This window comes from Petrotoga sp. 8T1HF07.NaAc.6.1, assembly GCF_016772115.1.
Taxonomy (GTDB): Bacteria; Thermotogota; Thermotogae; order Petrotogales; family Petrotogaceae; genus Petrotoga; species Petrotoga mobilis.
Genome location: NZ_AUPG01000004.1, coordinates 143,423 through 162,734, shown reverse-complemented (window position 1 = coordinate 162,734; position 19,312 = coordinate 143,423). Strand labels below are relative to the sequence as shown.

The following is a 19,312-nucleotide window of genomic DNA, read 5'->3' as shown; positions in this document are numbered from 1 at the left end:
AAGTTGGTAACTTCCAAAATCAAAGGGATATACAATTCTTTAACTAATAAAGAAAAGCAGGCAGCTCAGTATATAATCGAAAGGCCTGGCGATGTAATACACTACAGCATCACAGAATTATCCAATTGGGCCGGAACTAGTGAAACTACTATATACAGAGTTTTAAAAAAGGTTGGTTACTCGGGATATCAAAAATTTAAGTTGGAATTGGCAAGGGAATTGAGCACCCCTACACTTGACTCAAAAGAGTCAAAAGATCTTTTTGATATGATTTACAATAGGACTGTAAACGCCTTGACCGATATTCTAAGGCAAGTGGATAGAGATAAAATTACTCATGCCTCCGAAATAATTATGAACAGTAAAAAACTACTATTCTATGCGGTAGGAAGATCTTTTCCTATTGCTTTAGATGCTTCTTTGAAGTTTGCTGCCTTAGGATTTGCCTCCACTGCATATTCTGATCCACATATGCAAGTTATCGTTGCTTCCAATCTTGAAAAAGATGACGTAGTAATTGCTATCAGTCATTCTGGAGTTATCAGAGATACTTATAAATCCGCCCAAGTAGCCAAGGAAGCTGGTGCTTTCACCATAGGCATGACTGCAGGGGTTAACTCACCTTTATCAAAAATAGTTAATCTAGTTTTATATACCTCAGCTGAAATGCCTCAAGAAAGCGAATTTACCGTTAGCAGAATCGGAGAAATGTTCATGGTGGAACTTTTGTACAATTCAGTTGCTTCTAAGATGTCCCTCAAAAACAAAGAAAGTAGAATAAGTCAAGCGATGAAGACAAAAAAATTCAATTAACAAAAAAGGGGGCTAATCCCCCCTTATTTAGTAATAATAGTTCCCGTTTTTCCTTCCAAAGCATCAACCAATTTCGTTAAATCTGTAATTAAAGCTGATCTTCCAGTCTTGAGAACAAAATTTGTGCATGCCTCTATCTTCGGCAACATACTCCCTTTTGAGAAATGCCCTTCTTTCATATATTGTATTGCTTGGTTCACAGTCATTGAAGATATAGCTTGTTGATTGGGTTTATTGAAATTTATAAATACCTTTTCTACAGCGGTTAGAATTATGAACTCATCGGCGTCCAATTCTATAGCTAACAAAGCAGAGGCTCTATCCTTGTCTATAACACCTTCCACGCCTTTTAATTTGTTCTCTTCTTTTACTACTGGGATACCCCCACCACCCGCTGCTATGGTTATATTGTTGTCCTTTACCAATTGTTTAATAGCTCTTATCTCTACAATCTCTAACGGTTCTGGAGAAGGTACTACTCTTCGCCAACCTCTTCCGGCGTCTTCTACCATGCTCCAACCTTTTTCTTTAATGAAAGTGTTAGCTTCTTCTTCGGTGTAAAAGGGTCCAATAGGTTTTGAAGGGTTGTTAAAGGCTGGATCATTCTTATCAACAAGTACTTGGGTAACGATACTTGAAACATCTTTTTCAATATGTTCTGCTGTTAAAACATTTTTTAACATTTGGGAAATCATGTATCCTATATATCCCTGAGTCATAGCTCCGTTAACATCTAAAGGAAATGGAGGAATAACCTCTTTGGCTATATCTTGTTGAACTAGAATGTTTCCTACTTGAGGGCCATTTCCGTGAGTTATAACTATTTTATAATTTTTTTTTACTAGCTCAACTAGGCATTTTGCCGTGTTCTCTAAGTTTTTTAGCATATTTTCAGCGGTTGGAGATTCTTTTGGTTGGGATAAGGCATTTCCTCCTATTGCTACAATTGCAAGTTTTTCAGTCATTCCTATCAACCTACCAACGTTGCTACCATAACCGCTTTTATGGTATGCATTCTATTTTCTGCTTGGTCAAAAACTTTTGAGTACTTACTTTGAAACACTTCATCCGTAACTTCCATTTCTGTAATGCCGTATTTCTGATAAACATCGTATCCCATATCGGTTTTTGTGTCGTGAAAAGAAGGCAAACAATGTAGGAAAATAACTTCAGGATTGTTAGCCTTTTTTATCAATTCCATATTTACTTGGTAAGGTTTAAGTAATTTGATCCTCTCTTCAACTTTACTTTCTTCTCCCATAGAAATCCAGACATCAGTATAAATTACATCTGCATTAGCAACGGCATCAAGTTTGTCTGTGATGGTAATTTTTCCACCGTTTTCACCAGCTGTCATTTCCATTTCATTTATCAGTTCTTTACTTGGAAAAAGTTCTTTTGGAGAAATAATTACAAAATCCATGCCCATTTTAGAGGCACCAATCATGAGTGCGTTTGCCATATTGTTTCTTCCATCACCAACGTACACAAACTTGATCTTATTAAGAGGTTTTTCAAAGTTTTCCATAATCGTTAGGAAATCTGCCAACACTTGGGTGGGATGATCTTCATCTGTCAAACCATTCCACACGGGAACACCTGAATATTTTGCTAAAATTTCTACCGTTTCTTGCTTGAAGCCTCTAAATTCTATACCATCGTAAAATCTTCCTAAAACTCTTGCCGTATCTTCTATTGACTCTTTCTTTCCCATTTGACTGTTAGTTAGAAATGTAACGTTTGCCCCTTCATCGAAAGCAGCTACTTCAAAGGCGCATCTTGTTCTTGTTGATGTTTTTTCAAATAGCAAAACTATGTTCTTACCCTTTAACAAATCCCCCTTAATACCCATTCGCTTTTTGGCTTTTAGATCTTTTGAAAGCTCCAAAAGATACTTTATCTCTTCTGGTGTGAAATCTTTCAACGTTAAAAGGCTTCTTCCTCTTAAATTGATAGGCATGCTTCTTTAATTCCTCCTTTTTATCCTTCTAAGACTTTTTTGAGTTTTTCAGGGTCTACCCTGAATGGTGACCCCTTACCTTGGAAAAAATGATGTTTTTCTATCAAGTGAAGCGATAATTCTGTGATAAGAAGTTCTTCTTTGTTATCTAAATTTTTAATTCTTAAATTAACTTTCCTAAAAATACCGTCTTCAAAGGGACAAGGTAAATGTCCTCTAGCTTCATCCACTTTTATAAGCCATTTATTGTCAACGGTTACAGGTTCTTCAAAGGTTTCTTTCCCTTTTTCAAAAAGGTATCTAATCTTTTTAAGGTCATCTTGTAAATTTATGTTTAAAGCCCTAATTTTTTCTTCATCACTTTCAATTATGTCAACCAAAAGTCTTTCATCATCACCTAAAAATCCATCAGCGGTTATAACTCCGGGCTTCATGTTTTCATAGGCTTTCTTTAAATCTTCAGTCATTTTCATTGAGGAAAAACACCTCCTTTTAATTACGCGAACTTGTCATAATATATTTTATGCTCGGATATGCCGTTCGCTGTCATTACTTTAACACAGGCATTTATCATACCGGGGCTTCCACACAAATATCCTTCCTTTTGGGTATTTTGGTCCATTTTTTCTTTAAAATATTTTCCCAATACATCTGTTATAAGTCCCGTTTCTCCTTTCCAATTATCTTCAGGTTGTGGTTCTGAAAGTGCAGGAACAAAATGGAATCTGTCCCATTTCTTTTCCATGTCTTGAAAGAAATCCAGATAATAAAGATCTTTCAAGCTTCTTGCCCCGAAAAACAACCAGACGTTTCTGTTGGTTATTTCCCTTTCGAACATATCTGCAACGATAGATTTTATCGGAGCTAACCCTGAACCTCCTGCAACACATATCATATCCGCATCCGTATCTCTCATATAAAATTCACCGAAAGGACCAACCAATTCCATTTGATCATTTTCTTTTAGATATTTGTGAACATAAGTTGTCGCAATTCCACCTGGAACAAGTCTGATAAAAAATTCTATGGAATCTTTTTGACTTGGCGACGATGCAATGGAATATGCCCTTTGTGTATATTCGTTTATTTTCTCGTAGGGAGGTATAACCAATTGCATATACTGTCCAGCTTTAAACTCAATTTCATTGGGCTCGACAAGTTTAATTTTAACTTCTTTTATATCATATGTCAAATCATTTATTTTTTCAACCACACCTTTAAAAATTTTTGCAGAAAATAACTCTTCTGGAATTTCTATCGCTATGTCAGATTTTACTTTCACTTGACATGATAATCTTATATTTTGTTTCATTTCTTCCTCGTCTAAAAGTGGCACTTCCGTGGGTAAAATTGGTCCAATATCTGATAAAACTTTTACCTTGCATGCCCCACAACTTCCCCTACCACCACATGCTGAAGGGATAAAGATGCCTTGCTCGGAAAGAGTAGTAAGTAGTGGAGCGCCTCCATTTACCTTTAACTCCTTTTTTCCATTATTGATATCGATCTTAACTTCACCATAATTGTTAACTACGCTATCAACAACCACAATCATAGCAGCTAAAACCGCACTCAATCCACCTATTATAAATGAAGCAGCTAAAATTGCGTTCACATCAATCACCTCACTGTACGTTTAGCATACCGGAAAATCCCATAAAAGCCATCGCCATAAGTCCAATCGTGATTAAGGTAATTCCAGGTCCTTTTAACGGTCCCGGTACGGGAGATTTATCAACCTTTTTTCTTATTGCGGCTAGTGATATGATTGCTAACCACCAACCTAAGCCTGAACCAAGTCCAAATATAACTGATTGAAGGAAATTATAATTTCTAATCTGCATAAAAAGAGCTACACCCAGTATAGCACAATTAACAGTGATCAATGGAAGAAAAATACCTAAGCTCATGTACAAATTAGTTGACATCCTCTCTATAACCATTTCTGATATCTGAACTATTGCGGCAATAACTATTATGAACACTATGTATCTAAGATATTCTAAACCGAAAGGAATCAACAAATAATGGTATACAAGCCAATTAATTGCGGTAGTTATAGTCATAACAAAGGTTACTGCAAGACCCAACCCATTAGAAGAAGTGAAATCCTTTGAAACCGATATAAAGGAACACATTCCTAAAAAATTTGCAAGAAGTATGTTGCTTGTAAAAATAGAAGCAAAGAATAAAGATATCAAACCTACGTCAGGGGACATTATTTTTTAACCTCCTTTCTAAACATGTAACCTTTTAATATCCATATGAAAATAGCTAACATAAAGAAGGCACTTGGAGGCATAACCATTATAGTCCAATTTACAAAGTTATCTGGTAATATTTGAAATCCAAAAACTGTTCCAAAGCCCAATAACTCCCTCACAAATGCAACCATCAAAAGAACATACATATACCCTATTCCACTAGTTAAACCATCCCACAAAGAAAGTAATGGAGGGTTAGATTGAGCAAAAGCTTCTGTTCTTCCCATTATTATACAATTAGTTATGATCAAACCTACGTAAGGTCCCAAGGCTCTACTGACATCAGGTACATAAGCCCGTAGAACGATATCAACAATTATAACATAAAAAGATATTATCAAAGTTTGGGCTATCATTCTGACTTTCCTAGGAATGAAAGATTTTAACAAAGAAACCGTCAACGCTGATAAGCCTGTCACAAAAACGACTCCCAGAGTCATAATGGATGTGTTTATTAAAGTGTTAGTTACCGCTAATGTGGAACATATTCCGAGTATTTGGATGAATACAGGATTGTTATACCATAAATTATCTTTAGCAATTTCTATCCAACTTTTCTGAGCCATTAACTATTCACCCCCAGAATATCTTTCAAATTTGCAATCGTCTCGTTTACAATTCTTTCAATAGACTCAGAAGTTCTTGTTGCACCGGTTATTGCATCAACTTGTCCGTTTTCGTAGTCGTAGTCCCCGGAACCTTGCCCAGTTACTACTCTTATTTGACTGTCTATAATTTTAAGACCGGAAAACTGCCTTTTGAACCAATCTTCTTCTATCCTTCCTCCCAATCCAGGTGTTTCGTTTTGAGATATAAAATCAATGCCAACAATTCTAGAAACATCTTCGTTCACAGCTAAGACACCCGTGATAGTGCCCCATAGTCCACTACCAGTGAAGATGGTAGCATAGACATTTTGTCCGTTTACTTCGGCAGTGTATAGTTGAGAGCCATTAATAGATTCAGTTGAAACCATAGAGTTGTATTTTTGAAAGGCTTCTTCATCACTTTCATAAGATATACCCATTGCAGATAATATTGCTTTAATTTGGAACAATTCTTGATTCCTTGCTACCGTATCTTTTGTTAGTTCATTTGCTACTGCCAAAACGAAAACAAACACAAAAGAAATAATAAATGTGAATATAATGGTATAAACTCTACCTTCCCTTTTCATGCTTTCACCTTCTTTGTAGCAAAAGCTGTATCCAACAAAGCAGCAAAGGTGTTACCCATTAACACTCCAAAACTCGTACCTTCTGGGAAAAGAGAAAACGTTCTGATAAGTATAGCCGTAACTCCTATTATAATGCCATAAAACCATTTAGAAGTTTCATTTTTGGGTGCTGTCACAGGATCTGTTGCCATAAAAACGGTGACAAACATGAAGCTTCCAGAAAGTAAGAATTCTAAAGGATAGGAGGCTTCCGGTATGCCTATTAAAGAAAAAAGGCCTGTCAATATAGAAGCACTCAAGAATGTGGATAACATAATTTTCCAACTAGCGGTTTTTGTGGCGATGAGATAAATTGCAGCGATAAGTATTAGAAATATAGGACCTTCTCCCATTGAACCTGATCTGAGTCCAAAAAATAATTCAAACAAGCCGAAACTTTCACCATTTGCTAAAACTTGTAGAGGTGTTGCTGAGGTTAAGATATCAGATGTCGCTCTCCCAAAATTTCCCGGTTGAAGCCATGATTGGGTCATAATATTTGGAAAGGTTATGTAAATAAAAAGTCTACCAGCAATGGCTGGATTAAAAATATTTCTTCCAAAACCCCCATAAACTTCTTTTGCAAATAAAACACCAAAAATAATCCCAATACTGGCGATCCACCAAGGCGTTGCAGGAGGAAGGGATAAGACGAATAAAGTACTGGTGACTAATACAGCTTCGCTAACTTGACGTTTTTGTCTTTTTTCCATAATGTACTCTGTCAAAATCCCAAAACCATAAACAAATATAGATAGAAAAATCAATCTCCATCCGTACATGTAAAAAGCAAAAGCGTAGACAGGTATCAGTGAGTACAGTACCCTTCTCATCATAACCTGTTTTTGGAAAAAGCCTGATGCCACATGAACACCCCCTTAATTAAATCTAAATTAATAAATCTATTGATATTTTAACATATATGACCTTAGATATCAACGATTCATTTTATCAATTTGTAAGAATTAAAAAAGGGCGAAAAAATTCGCCCCTTTGATTTTCTAAAGTTTATTAGTTTTGATATAAAACGTAAGCGGATAAAGGTGACACTTCGATTGTTCCTTCCACTACATCCAGTGTTTCGGTACCAGCTGTGTTTTCATTTACAACTAAATTCCATTCGCCTTCAGGTAGTGTGATTTGAACAGAAGATTCTGGTTCTGCATTGTAGACAGCCACAATATTTTTCCATGGATCGTTGTTTGCATTATCTTTTATGATAAAAGCAACGGTTTTTCTATATTCTTTAGGTAGTTCGAAAAATTCAATGTGAGCTATTATATCTTCACTATTGGTCATTCTAAAAGCAGGATGAGCTTTTCTTAATTCTATCATACCTTGGTAATACTCAAATATATCGTAAAATTCGCTTTTCCTGTTCCAGTCGTATACGTTTGGTTCTAAAACATTGTATGGGTTATGATTACCGTTCTTAGTCCTTGCAAAATCCACCCCACCGTGTAAGAAGGGTACACCCTGCATCGTTAAGATCATTGCATTGGAGAATTTTTGAGAGGCTTTTAAGGTTTCTAAAGTTTGTGGGTCTAACTCTTCTTCCCACGGTTTTACACCGAGAGCAAGTGCATTTTTATCCCATAAGGTATGGTTATCATGGTTGGAAACGTAGTTCATAGTTTCTTGTGGGTCTTGTGCCCACGATCTTATTGTGCTGTCGTATTCAATAGATCCGACAACACCTCTTTTTATCTTTGTTTGTTGTCCTGCAGCCCCTAATCCAAAACCTTTGACCTCAGGTTCAAATACTCTTCCCCTAATAGCGTCTCTAACATCATCGTTGAATACAGCTACCTCTAAACCTTTTTGGTCTCCTTTGCCAAACGTTATTTGACCGCCACCAGTCCATGGTTCTCCATACAAAAGTACGTCTGGTAGTAGGGCATGTAATTCTTCTGATATTGTTTTTACCGTTTCTTTGTCGAATAAGCCCAATAAATCGAATCTGAATCCATCAACATGATACTCATCGACCCAATACTTTAAACTATCTACTATGTATTTTCTCACCATGAACCTTTCCGTGGCTACTTCGTTCCCCACTCCAGATCCATTTGTATATTTCCCAGATTGATCAGTACGGTAATAGAAGTAAGGAACCGTTTGATCGAAAGGTGAATTTTTTCCAATTTGGTATGTATGGTTGTACACAACATCCATCACAACCCTTATACCGTTTTCGTGAAAAGTTTTGACTACGGTTTTCACTTCATTTATTCTCTTTAATGGATCGTATGGATCTGTCGAATAAATACCTTCTGGAACATTGTACACTAAGGGATCGTATCCCCAACCGTATTGCTCATCGAATTTAGTTTCATCTAAAGAACCAGCATCTTGAATAGGCATAATGTGAACGTGAGTAACTCCAAGTTCCTTTAGGTGTGATAATCCTGTTTTCACACCTGTGGGGGATTGTGTATTGTCTACAGTCAATCCAAGATATTTACCCCTGTACTCTTCTGGAACTCCAGAGCTTTCATCTATTGTAAAATCTTTTACATGAATTTCATAAACAATTGCATCTTCAGGATTTTTAAGAACAGGTCTTGTATCGTTATTCCAACCTACTGGGTCTGTATCATTCAAATCTATAATAGCTGATTTCGCGGAATTGACGGCAAGAGCTGTGGAATAAATATCTATTGTTCTTCTTGTTTCGCCATAAGATACGAACTCATATAGATAATATTGCCCTTTTAAATCACCGTTCATAGTGGCATGCCAAACTCCGTTATCGTTTTTTGACATGGGAATTTCTTTATAGGGTTCTTCATCCAAATAATCATGGAAAAGTAGTACCTTTGCTTCTGAGGATACTGGGGACCATACTTTAAAATCTGTTTTAGCTGGAGAATAAACCGCTCCTAAATCGTTCCCATAGTAATGAAAAACCTCATCATCTAAAATATTACGCATAATCACATAATTTTCTGATACATATCCTTCTATATCTATTTTATACAATTTATCCACATCCTGGGAAGATATTGGATTAGCTAGTTTTATTGTAATATTTGAGGTAACAGAAATATCGGTGGGATCGGTTTTATAAACATCTGATACATCCATGGCAATAGGATCAGAACCATCGACCTGATAAAAGTGGACTTTTCCTTCCCACTCTTTTGTATCAAAGGGTACCGTTAGACTAACCTTTATTTCATCGAAAGAATCCATGATAGCTGCATTTACTCGGGGACTTAAGTCAAGGTTTTTAGGATCGGTATAGTAATTCTCTACTCCAGATAAGACCCATATTTCAGCAACTCCGCTTTCAGGTATACTCACGAATCTATCCATTGAAATATCTTTTTCCCAACTATCTGTTCTTACAATGAACCCCAACTCCTCATGTTTTTCCTCAAATTTGACAATCGCATACTTACCAAAACTATCCTCACCTTCAAATAAATATCTAGCGCCTTCTTTGGAAACAGGTTTACTTGGCCAAATCCAAAGATTCCAAGGTTCATAATCACCATCAGGTCTGTGATAGTGTACGATCAAAACGGTCTGTGCGTCAAAGTTAGCAGCGGTTTTCCCTTCAGAAAGGCTTACAAAATTGTTAGGATTTGTACTTTCAACCTCTTCAGGCAAAGCTTGAGTTTGTGTGGCTTGATCTGCTTGCGCGGAACAACCTAACAACAAAGAAATTAAGAAGAATACTAGCAAAAAGTAACCTACTTTCCTCATAAATACCGACCTCCTTTTGAAGTTGTGATATAGTGAAAAGGTTTCCACAATATAGAAAAAAATAATAATATCTTCTATGTTTCTCTTTCTACTATTTTGGCTTCCAATTTGTAATGTTCAGCTTTTTCTCTTCCTTCCATGGAAGAGACGAACATCTCATAAGCAATTTCGACCATTTCGCTAATCGGTTGTCTAATCGTTGTTAATTGAAATAGCCTACTAATAGGAAGATTGTCAACAGCTATCAATGAATAATCCTTTTTTGGATACATATTCATTTCTTCCAAGTATTTTTTGACACCTACTCCAATCATGTCACATGTTGCAAAAATGGATGAATATTTTCTGGGGCGCCTTTTTATAAGGGTTCCAATCGCTTTATACCCCCCATCCCACAATAAATCGCTATATATAATCTTTACCTTTTTATTGTTCTCTTCCATAACTTCTAAAAAACCTTCGTCTCTTTTTTTGAAGACGAAAGAGGTAAATTCATTGTTGAGCTCCTTAAAAGTAACTAAATAGAAAGTACTATTTGCAGGTGAATTATTTATGAGATATTGAGCGGCTGTTTTCCCGACTTGATAATTATCAACGTAAACAGAATCGAATCTCTCATCATATGAATCGATCAATATTATTTTCTTAGGGGGAATTCTGTTATGAAAAATACTTGAAACGGAAAGAGAAGAGATAAACACACCATCGGTTTGATAAATTAGATCAGTATTTTGCTTAATCTTTTCCAGAGATATCTGATCTATGAGGGGAAAAACAATCAACCTATAATTATTTCGAGAAATTTTCTTTTCAAGTAGAGAATACATGATTCCATAAAATTCGTTTCCCATGTCTGGTGTTACAAAAGAAAGAGAATTTATATTTTTTGAAGATAATGTTCTAGCGTTAATGTTGGGAGAATATCCCAACTCTTCTATGATTTCTAGAACTTTCTCTTTTGTCTTTTCGCTTACCTTTTCGGAATTATTTAATACCCTTGAAACTGTTGCTATTCCAACGTTGGCGAGTCGTGCTACGTCTTTAATAGTGGGATTTGGATTTCTCTTTTTCTCTTTCACAATATTCACCTCGGAATCATAATTATATATATAGCGGAGCTTCAGCCCTACATTAAGGGGCAAGCCCCTTAAAAACCCCAAATTCAATGCATCATTTGCAAAGCAAATGAGATTAGGAAAGTTATTCAAAAACATTACGAAAAAAACCATTTTGCATAAAACTGCAAAAAAACATAGTTTGCAAATTGCAGCAAACGCTCCCCACCCTAAAGGATAAAAGAGTTTTTGCCCCTTCTCCAAGCTCCTTTACCTAAAGGATAAAGGAGTATTTGCCCCTTCGCCCCGCTTTCCACCAATAAGGAACCGTTTCCTTTTTTACTCAATCTTATTTTACCTTTTTGATTAAAAAAAAGCTAATCAAATTATTCCTGATTAGAGACGATTATAGGCGATTATCATCGAATAAGTGAGAAAAACTTCGTTTTTCTCTATTTTAAGAAATTTGAAAAAGGTTTGCATAACGTTTATTCGTATGATATAATAAAAAAGGAATTATAAAATTTCATTGATAATCTAAGTTATAAAGAGGAGGAAATTTATGGGTTTTCTAGGAGTCTTGCTTATAATTATTCATATCATTTTAGCTTTAGGAGTAATCTACTTTGCACTGCAAAGAATGCAAAAAAACAGTGAAATAGGTGGGGCATTTGGTGCAGGCGGTTCTGCTACCAATTTTGGAAGAGAAAAAGGGCTAGATAAAACCTCCAAAATTGCTCTAACTTTTGGCATACTTTTCATGATCAACTGTTTCTTGGTAACTTGGATAATAGCTTAAAGGAGGAACCAATATTTGAACCCTGAAGACCAACTTAGAATTATACAAGAAGATTCCGTAGATTTTATTACACCAGAAGATTTTTTGAACAAATTAAGAGAAAAAGGCCAATTAAAAGTTAAGTTGGGAGTGGATCCTTCTAGAGCAGATCTTCACTTAGGCCATGCTGTTGTTTTAAGAAAGTTAAAACAGTTTCAAGAGTTAGGTCATATAGTTTACTTAATAATCGGGGATTTCACGGCAAGAATAGGAGACCCTTCTGGAAGATCAAAAACGAGGCCTTTACTTTCTGAAGATGAAGTCCGAGAAAATTCTAAGACATACGTTGAACAAGCTTTTAGAATTCTTCACCCGGATAAAACTGTGGTAAAATTTAACAGCGAATGGCTTTCCAAATTGTCTTTTGCTGATATAATTAACCTATCATCAAGATACACAGTTGCCAGGATGCTTGAAAGAGATGATTTCAGTAAAAGGTTAAAAGAAAATCAGCCTATAAGTATATCTGAATTTTTGTATCCTTTAGCACAAGCGTATGATTCTATTGTTATTGAAGCTGATGTGGAACTTGGAGGTACAGACCAACTTTTCAATCTTTTAGTTGGAAGAAAGCTTCAAGAAGAGTTCGGTCAGTCCGCACAAGTGGTGCTTACAATGCCTTTGATTGAGGGAACAGATGGGTACCTAAAGATGAGTAAAAGTTACGACAATTATATAGCTTTTAACGATTCTCCACAAGATATTTTCGGTAAAGTTATGTCTATCCCTGATCATTTGATTATTAAGTATATGAAATATTTAACAGATACTCCAAAAGATAAAATAAAAGATATTGAAAATCAAATGAAGAGTGAAGAAGTGAACCCAAGAGATATTAAAATGGTTTTAGCAGAAGAAATAGTTAATTTGTTATATAATAAAGAAGAAGCAGAAAAAGCTAAACAAAACTTTGTCTCAATCTTCCAGAAAAGAGAAATGCCCGAAGATTTGCCAGAGATTCAAATTAAAAGTGGAGAAACGATTTTAGACATAGTTTCCAAGACCAACGTTTACGATAGCAACAGTGAAATAAAAAGGGCTATAATGCAAGGTGCCATTAGAATCAACGACGAAAAAATAAAGGATTTCAAAGATGTTGTTGATTGTGATGATGGAGCTATATTAAGAGTTGGGAAAAAGAGTTTTTTTAAAATAAAAAAGATGAAATAGATTTTGCAAAATTTCTTTAAATATAGTATAATAGAGTAACGGGTTTTTGAAAGAAGTAGTTTTTTACCAAATCAAAATCATAAAAGGGGGTAAGGAAGAATGAAGAAAACGCTTGCTTTATTTGCAGTAATGGTATTTGTGGTGTCTGCTTTTTCACTTGGCTTCACCGACGTAGGAGAGGATCATTGGGCGTATGATTACGTTATGAAGCTGGTAGAAAAAGGTGTAATTCCTGTAGATGAACCAACATTTAGAGGCTATGAACCTTTGACAAGGTCGGATGCAGCAGTTTGGATGTCGAGGTTGGTAACTTATTTAGAAAACTCTCCTGAAATCGCAAAGACGAGCGATTTAGCCTATTTGGAAGTCAAAGTAGACGATCTTTCAAAGAAAGTAAATAGCGTTGAAAGTCAGTTCAATTCATTGAATGAGCAGTTGCAAGCGAATGATCTTTTATCTGATCTGCAGGCAACGTATCAAGATGTTAAAAAGACAGCCTATAGAGCCAAAAACATTGGTGATGCTTTAGAGACTGATCTGTTGGCAGTTAGTCAGGACGTAGCTGGTTTAAAGGCAACGGTTAGTCAATTAGAGGTAACGGTAGAAGAAACAAAGAGTTTAGCTGAACAAAATCAAATGTTTGTCAAAGCATTGCCTTCGCTTTCTCAAAAAGTAGCATCAAACGAAGAAAGGATTGCTTCGCTTGAAGAATTCAAAACAACCATGGCAAAGCAACATTTGAATCTCAAATACGATACCTACGACAAGATCGACGAATTAAGTAGCAGGGTATCTACAAATGAAGAGCAAATCGCATCTTTGTCTCAAGATTTAGCAGAAGTAAGAACTATAGCTGAGCTAAATCAGATGTATGTTAAGGCTTTACCAGATCTTGCAAAAAAAGCTGCTTCTAACGAAGCAAAAATAACCGAGTTAAGTCAACAAGTTGAAGCTCAAAATGCAGAAATAGAAAAAGCGCAAGATAAAACAATGTTATGGTTAGTAGCTGGTTTAGGAGTTATTTTAGGTGCCGTTGGTATCTTCATGCCTCAATAAAATTTTATCAAATGTATGATTCGTATTGACAAGTACTATGGATGTTTGCTATAATAATAAGGATTTTTTAAAAAATTAAATCAAAAGTAGAAGGGGGTTTTTGTATGAAGAAAGTTTTATTGTCTTTGTTGGTAGTTTTTGCTTCATTGGCACTTTTTGCAGTAGAGCCAGCATTTGATGTTAGCGGTACGGCTGGTTTTGAATTCAAGATGGACGAAAAGGCGTTGGATATCGAATCGGTGTTAGACGCAGATCTCAGTATCGATGTTAGTTTTACTACAACACTTCCGGCAACTTTAACGGCAGGTTTTACATTTTCACCTGTGACTGTGACTACTGAATCAACGAAAGTTACCACAACAGCTGGAGCAACAGATACAGATGTTTTAACAAGTGTTGTTGTTGCACCAGGATTAAGTCTGAACTACGTTCAATATGAGGAAGAAGCATGGTTGTTAAGATTCCAACCAAGCGTTATAGCTTTAAGTAATTACACCATAAGCGGATTTACTAACGCTGTAGGCTCTTTAAAACTTGGTTTGACAGATTACGGAGTCAATGTTGTATTAGCGGATAGGCTAGCTGGAGAAGTAACCGAACATGCAACAGGAGACTTTGCAATCCCTGGGAATATGATTTTAGGTGCTAGTTACGATCTCGATGTAAGTGGGGTAAAGGGGCTTGTTGCTGGTGCTTTCAAATTTGAAGATGCTACCAACAACAGAGTTACCGTTGAAGGAGAAGTTACAGAAGTGCCAGTTCCAGGTGATTTAAGTGCTGATTTAGTTTTTGGTTACTTGAATTTTGGAGATGACACAACTGCAGACTCCACAAGCGCTTACAGAGTAGCTTTAGCTTATGAATATCCATATGAAATGGAAGACATAACAGTTACACCCCACGTTGGTTTAACATGGCAGAATAACCTAAAAACAGTTTATGCAGAAGAAGTTGCAAATGATATATATGTCACTGTTAGTTGGGCTGACACACAAGAAGTCACAGCAGGGGTAGATTTGAGCTATCTTTTGGCCCCATTGACTGTCGATTTAACTGATACATTAACAATAGATTTATTAGAAGCAACACCTGTGTATTCCTTGGCTCTTACTCCAACCGTTGAGTACGCTATTTCAGAACTAAGTGTTGCAGGAGTAGAAGTACCTGTTGAAGTTGCTGACTTAACTGACTTCGCAAGTACATTATCTATTACACCTCATGGATATATAACCTATGGTGTGGCTGAAGTTCCTGTAACTTTAAGTGCTGATGTTTACTATTTCTTCGAAGATGGAGAACAGGTAGAAAATCCAATAGCATATATAGCCAACGTTTCTTATGCTTTCAACGACTACATGTCTGCAGGTGCCCACCTTGGCAACGAAACTCTGGACGTTTATGGTAATGTAATCGGAGCAGATACCTTAGCAGACTTACATTGGTATCTATATCTCAAAGCTGAGTTTGAATTCTAAGATAATTGATAAATCAAAAAGCTGGCTTTTTTAAAGCCAGCTTTTTTAGTTTTTGAAGTTTTAGAAAAAAATCTTATTTTTCATAAATTAATTCTATACCCACTTGTTCCAATTTTTCGTGTATGTTTTCATATCCTCTAAAGATATGATCCACATTCGAGATAATTGTTTCTCCTTCTGCAACGAGTCCAGCTATAAGTAAAGCTGCTGCGGCTCTAAGATCTGTAGCCTCTACAGGCGCTCCCGATAGTTTGTTTACTCCTTCTATAATTGCCGTGTTGTCTTCTACCCTAATCTTAGCTCCCATTCTGTTCAATTCGTCAATATGGTAAAATCTACTTTTAAACACAGTTTCTGTTATTGTAGATCTGCCTGGGACCAAAGATAAAAATGTTGTGATCTGAGGTTGCAAATCAGTTGGAAATCCCGGGAAAGGAGCTGTCTCCATGCTGATACTATTTAATGGATTGAGAAGAGTTTCTGCTACTTTTACTTCTCTTTTTTTCTCGTCGTAATCTACTGGGCTTCCAATATTATCAAATACTGAGAATAAACTATTTAGATGTTCAGCAGATACATTTTTTATGGTTAGTTTTTCGCCCACGAGTTTACCTAGTATGATGTATGTACCAGCTTCAATTCTGTCAGGAATTATGGTGTATTTTACCCCCGATAATTTTTTTACGCCTTCAATTTTCAATATTGAGGTTCCACCACCTGTAATTTTAGCTCCCATTTTATTTAGAAAGTTTACTAAATCAGTTACTTCTGGCTCTATAGCGCAATTGGTGATAGTCGTTTTTACGCCTTCTAGTAAGCAAGCGGTGGTCAAGACATGCTCTGTGGCTCCAACACTTGGAAAAGGTAAGGATATATTTATAAAACTGTTAGGATTGTTCAATTTACTGGTTACGAAACCGTGTTCAATCGTACTTTCTATTCCCAACTTTTTTAAACCCTCTAAATGAAAATCCACAGGTCTTGCACCGATAGAACATCCACCTGGAAGTGCAACTTTCGCATAACCATTCCTGAGGGTTAATGGACCATAAACGTTGAAAGAAGCCCTCATTTTCCTTACGGGTTCATATGGAATCTCAGAATTGATATTACCTGAACTCTTAATTATCAATTGATCATCGAAACGTTCTATTACTTTTCCTGCACTTTCTAGTATTTCAATCATGGTTCTCACGTCTGCTAGATCTGGGACATTCCTTAAATCAATATCATCATCAGTGAGTAAAGATGCTCCCATAATTGGTAGCACGGCGTTTTTTGCTCCAGAAACGGTTAAAGTGCCTTTTGCCTTTTGAGGTCCTTTTACGATCATTTTTCCAGATGTATCTAAACCAATGCTTTTCAATTTTAGCCCCCCTAAGAAATAATGAAAGAACTTTTACCAATTTTTATTTCCGGTAGGTAGTAATTCACCAGAAAAAACCTTCCTTGCACTTTCTTCAACTGATTTGGAAAAATACGTTACTGATTTTAAATCTGTAGTGTTTATTTTTCTATATAATAAGTTTTCTCCTTCATCACGCCATCCCGTTAATACGATGCTATTGTTAAAAATTTCCTGAATTGTTTCTTCGAGAGTATCTTTACCGTAATTCCACGGAAGTGAAAATAGATTGTTTTTCTGCAAATAAAGATTATTACCATCAAAAAAGAGATCTACATTCTTTATTTGACCTGAATAAGTATAAAACGATCCACTCTTTTGAAGTAATGATTGTGTGGCATTTCTATCGTCTTTGGAGGTTACAATGATTACAGGGGTAACTCCACTTGTTTCTAACCCTCTTATCATTCTATAAAGAATTTCAGATATCAAATAAGGTGAATTTCCAATATACTTCAAAGGATCATCTGTATTTTTTTCCAAAATCATTAAATTACCGAACACAACAAAATCAATTCCCAAGTTTTTAAGGTAATAACCTAATTCTCTTGAAAAATCCTGAATTAAAGAAAAGTTTCTAACTGATCCTAAAGCCAAATAACAAAGCTCGGGATCAATCTCATTTAAATCTAAAAAATACCCCACGATGTAATTTGGGTCTAATTCAGTATTTTCAATATCGGTTAAAGTATGAAAAAATTTTCCAACTATTTGATTATCCTCTTTTATTATATCGTATATACTTCCAAAAGTAAAGCTAAATATTAACATTATCGAGATCATCAGCCAGTATCTTTTCAATGGCATATGCCACACCATCCTCATCGTTACTTGGTAACAAGTAATTTGCTACTTTTTTTACATCTTCTTTAGCGTTTCCCATCGCGAAACTGTTTTTTGTTAATTCAAGCATGTCTATATCGTTTTCGGAATCACCAAAAACGTAAAGAGTATTTGGATCTAAGTTGTAGATTTTTGAAATTATCTTCAAGCTATTTCCTTTGGAGACACCGTAAGGAATAAAGTCCAAATAGGTATCCCAAGATTTCATAAGGTTAAACTCTCCTTGGAACTCTTTTTCCGCCAATTTTTTAACTAGGTCTATTTTATTAGGCTCTCCAATTGCTAATATTTTTAGTGTTGGGTGGGACGAATTTTCTATTTCAGTTATTAAATCATTTACCAGCACGTAATCAACAAATGAATGTTTAGAGTAATCTCTAATTTCTTTATCGTCTATTTCCGAAATAAGTTTATCGTTTATATAGATATGTCTGTGGATATTAAGGTCTCTAAGAAATTTTATACACTTGACAGTGCTTTCTTTTGAAACACCCTTTTCAAAAACTACTTTTTCATTGTGATCCACTATATATCCTCCGTTGTAAGAGGAAATAATCACATTCCCTTTCAAAAAAGGGAGAAAGTTTTCAACGACGTACATGGTCGATGCATACATTCTTCCACTTGCTATTATTATAAGGTGGTCTTCTTCTTTTAATTTTTTTAAAGCTTGATATGTTTTTGGTGAAATTCTTACCTCAGAATTTAAAAGAGTTCCATCTAAATCAAAAACAAAGGCTTTTTTCATTTTCTTCTCCTTTCCAAACTGTAACCTTTTTAGAAGCAAAAACTTATTTTTAAAAATTAGTTAGTTTCTAAAATATTTATTCTATCTACGTTTGCGCCCCTTCGCCCCGCTCCCCACCCATCTAAGGAAGGGTTTTGGTCACCCTTTCAACCCGCAGCTCACCCATAAGGATATGAGAGACTTTCACCCTTTCTTTTATATTTTATCATAAAAATCATTAATTATAAATTAATAGAGACCTCTTATAAGGTTTTTCTTTTGCTTAAAACCATCATAACAAATGTGTGGTATGATTTTGATTAATCTAATTGAAGGGGGAGTATCAAATGGATTTTGCTAAATTTGGCAGTAAATACATTGTTAGAGTGGATAAGGGAGAAGAACTCGTTTCAACGTTGAAAGAGTTTTGTTCAAAAAATTCAATAAAATTAGGCACCGTATACGGTTTGGGTTCAACAAACGCTATAACGATTGGTTTGTTCAATACCCATGAAAAGAAATACTTTTCAAAAGAGTTTAAAGGAGATTTTGAAATTTTGAATCTCACAGGTAACATATCTACTATGAATGGAGAGACTTATTTGCATTTACATGTGAGTATCTCGGATTCAGATCTTCATTCTTATGGTGGCCATTTGAATTCTGCAATAGTTAGTGGAACCGCGGAAATAGTAGTTGAAAGTATAGAGGGTGCAGTAGAGAGAAAATTTGATTCAGAAGTAGGTCTCAATCTGTATAATTTTAGGTGATAGTGAAGT

General features: G+C 35.6%; 19 protein-coding genes. 6 read left to right on the top strand and 13 right to left on the bottom strand.

The window, feature by feature from the left end; genetic code table 11:
- The first annotated feature begins 3 nt into the window (after positions 1-3).
- The gene (locus NAAC61_RS04315; RefSeq protein ID WP_012207926.1) at positions 4-813 is read left to right on the top strand and encodes a MurR/RpiR family transcriptional regulator; all 810 of its coding nucleotides are present in this window, start codon (positions 4-6) and stop codon (positions 811-813) included.
- Positions 814-836: 23 nt separating this feature from the next.
- Here NAAC61_RS04315 and arcC read toward each other — a convergent pair whose 3' ends face one another.
- The 10 genes from arcC to NAAC61_RS04265 all read right to left on the bottom strand — a co-directional run bounded on the left by arcC (position 837) and on the right by NAAC61_RS04265 (position 11,043).
- Complete coding sequence (arcC, locus tag NAAC61_RS04310) at positions 837-1,778, bottom strand: carbamate kinase (RefSeq protein ID WP_103064793.1); 942 nt, start codon at positions 1,776-1,778, stop codon at positions 837-839.
- 5 nt (positions 1,779-1,783) lie between these two features.
- Complete coding sequence (gene argF, locus NAAC61_RS04305; RefSeq protein WP_202695362.1) at positions 1,784-2,773, bottom strand: ornithine carbamoyltransferase; 990 nt, start codon at positions 2,771-2,773, stop codon at positions 1,784-1,786.
- 20 nt (positions 2,774-2,793) lie between these two features.
- Positions 2,794-3,246: a hypothetical protein gene (locus tag NAAC61_RS04300; RefSeq protein WP_012207923.1), complete on the bottom strand. Its 453-nt coding sequence runs from the start codon at positions 3,244-3,246 to the stop codon at positions 2,794-2,796.
- Between the two features lie 23 nt (positions 3,247-3,269).
- On the bottom strand, positions 3,270-4,388 hold the full coding sequence (locus tag NAAC61_RS04295; protein ID WP_202695361.1) for an FAD-binding oxidoreductase: 1,119 nt from the start codon (positions 4,386-4,388) through the stop codon (positions 3,270-3,272).
- A gap of 10 nt (positions 4,389-4,398) precedes the next feature.
- The gene (locus NAAC61_RS04290) at positions 4,399-4,992 is read right to left on the bottom strand and encodes an NADH:ubiquinone reductase (Na(+)-transporting) subunit E (RefSeq protein ID WP_012207921.1); all 594 of its coding nucleotides are present in this window, start codon (positions 4,990-4,992) and stop codon (positions 4,399-4,401) included.
- A complete protein-coding gene (locus tag NAAC61_RS04285) occupies positions 4,992-5,603 on the bottom strand; it encodes an Rnf-Nqr domain containing protein (protein WP_103064791.1) in 612 nt (203 codons plus the stop codon). The genes NAAC61_RS04290 and NAAC61_RS04285 overlap by 1 nt, the downstream gene beginning before the upstream one ends.
- Positions 5,603-6,214: an FMN-binding protein gene (locus NAAC61_RS04280; protein WP_012207919.1), complete on the bottom strand. Its 612-nt coding sequence runs from the start codon at positions 6,212-6,214 to the stop codon at positions 5,603-5,605. The genes NAAC61_RS04285 and NAAC61_RS04280 overlap by 1 nt, the downstream gene beginning before the upstream one ends.
- Positions 6,211-7,119 carry an RnfABCDGE type electron transport complex subunit D gene (locus NAAC61_RS04275; protein ID WP_202695360.1) on the bottom strand — a complete coding sequence of 303 codons (909 nt, stop codon included), beginning with the start codon at positions 7,117-7,119 and terminating at the stop codon, positions 6,211-6,213. The genes NAAC61_RS04280 and NAAC61_RS04275 overlap by 4 nt, the downstream gene beginning before the upstream one ends.
- 145 nt (positions 7,120-7,264) lie before the next feature.
- Complete coding sequence (gene pulA, locus NAAC61_RS04270; RefSeq protein ID WP_202695359.1) at positions 7,265-9,964, bottom strand: type I pullulanase; 2,700 nt, start codon at positions 9,962-9,964, stop codon at positions 7,265-7,267.
- A 74-nt stretch (positions 9,965-10,038) separates the two neighbouring features.
- Positions 10,039-11,043, bottom strand: a complete 1,005-nt coding sequence (locus tag NAAC61_RS04265; RefSeq protein ID WP_158245174.1) for a LacI family DNA-binding transcriptional regulator — start codon at positions 11,041-11,043, stop codon at positions 10,039-10,041.
- Positions 11,044-11,581: 538 nt separating this feature from the next.
- On the opposite strand from NAAC61_RS04265, the gene secG reads away from it, so the two are divergent.
- The 4 genes from secG (at position 11,582) to NAAC61_RS04245 (ending at position 15,558) form a co-directional block, all read left to right on the top strand.
- Entirely contained in the window at positions 11,582-11,818 is a 237-nt protein-coding gene (gene secG, locus NAAC61_RS04260; protein WP_202695358.1) for a preprotein translocase subunit SecG, read from the top strand.
- 15 nt (positions 11,819-11,833) lie between these two features.
- A complete protein-coding gene (gene tyrS / locus NAAC61_RS04255; RefSeq protein ID WP_202695357.1) occupies positions 11,834-13,027 on the top strand; it encodes a tyrosine--tRNA ligase in 1,194 nt (397 codons plus the stop codon).
- A 99-nt stretch (positions 13,028-13,126) separates the two neighbouring features.
- Complete coding sequence (locus NAAC61_RS04250; RefSeq protein ID WP_202695356.1) at positions 13,127-14,083, top strand: S-layer homology domain-containing protein; 957 nt, start codon at positions 13,127-13,129, stop codon at positions 14,081-14,083.
- A gap of 104 nt (positions 14,084-14,187) precedes the next feature.
- Positions 14,188-15,558, top strand: a complete 1,371-nt coding sequence (locus NAAC61_RS04245) for a hypothetical protein (RefSeq protein ID WP_202695355.1) — start codon at positions 14,188-14,190, stop codon at positions 15,556-15,558.
- 73 nt (positions 15,559-15,631) lie between these two features.
- On the opposite strand, the gene murA is transcribed toward NAAC61_RS04245, so the two are convergent.
- From murA to NAAC61_RS04230, 3 genes are read right to left on the bottom strand one after another with little or no spacing between them, the layout of a single operon-like run.
- Positions 15,632-16,924: a UDP-N-acetylglucosamine 1-carboxyvinyltransferase gene (gene murA, locus NAAC61_RS04240; protein WP_202695354.1), complete on the bottom strand. Its 1,293-nt coding sequence runs from the start codon at positions 16,922-16,924 to the stop codon at positions 15,632-15,634.
- A 33-nt stretch (positions 16,925-16,957) separates the two neighbouring features.
- A complete protein-coding gene (locus NAAC61_RS04235) occupies positions 16,958-17,770 on the bottom strand; it encodes a hypothetical protein (protein ID WP_202695353.1) in 813 nt (270 codons plus the stop codon).
- A complete protein-coding gene (locus NAAC61_RS04230) occupies positions 17,721-18,554 on the bottom strand; it encodes a Cof-type HAD-IIB family hydrolase (protein ID WP_202695352.1) in 834 nt (277 codons plus the stop codon). Before NAAC61_RS04230 ends, NAAC61_RS04235 begins: the two co-directional genes overlap by 50 nt.
- 326 nt (positions 18,555-18,880) lie before the next feature.
- On the opposite strand from NAAC61_RS04230, the gene NAAC61_RS04225 reads away from it, so the two are divergent.
- Complete coding sequence (locus NAAC61_RS04225; protein ID WP_202695351.1) at positions 18,881-19,303, top strand: PPC domain-containing DNA-binding protein; 423 nt, start codon at positions 18,881-18,883, stop codon at positions 19,301-19,303.
- Positions 19,304-19,312 lie beyond the last annotated feature (9 nt).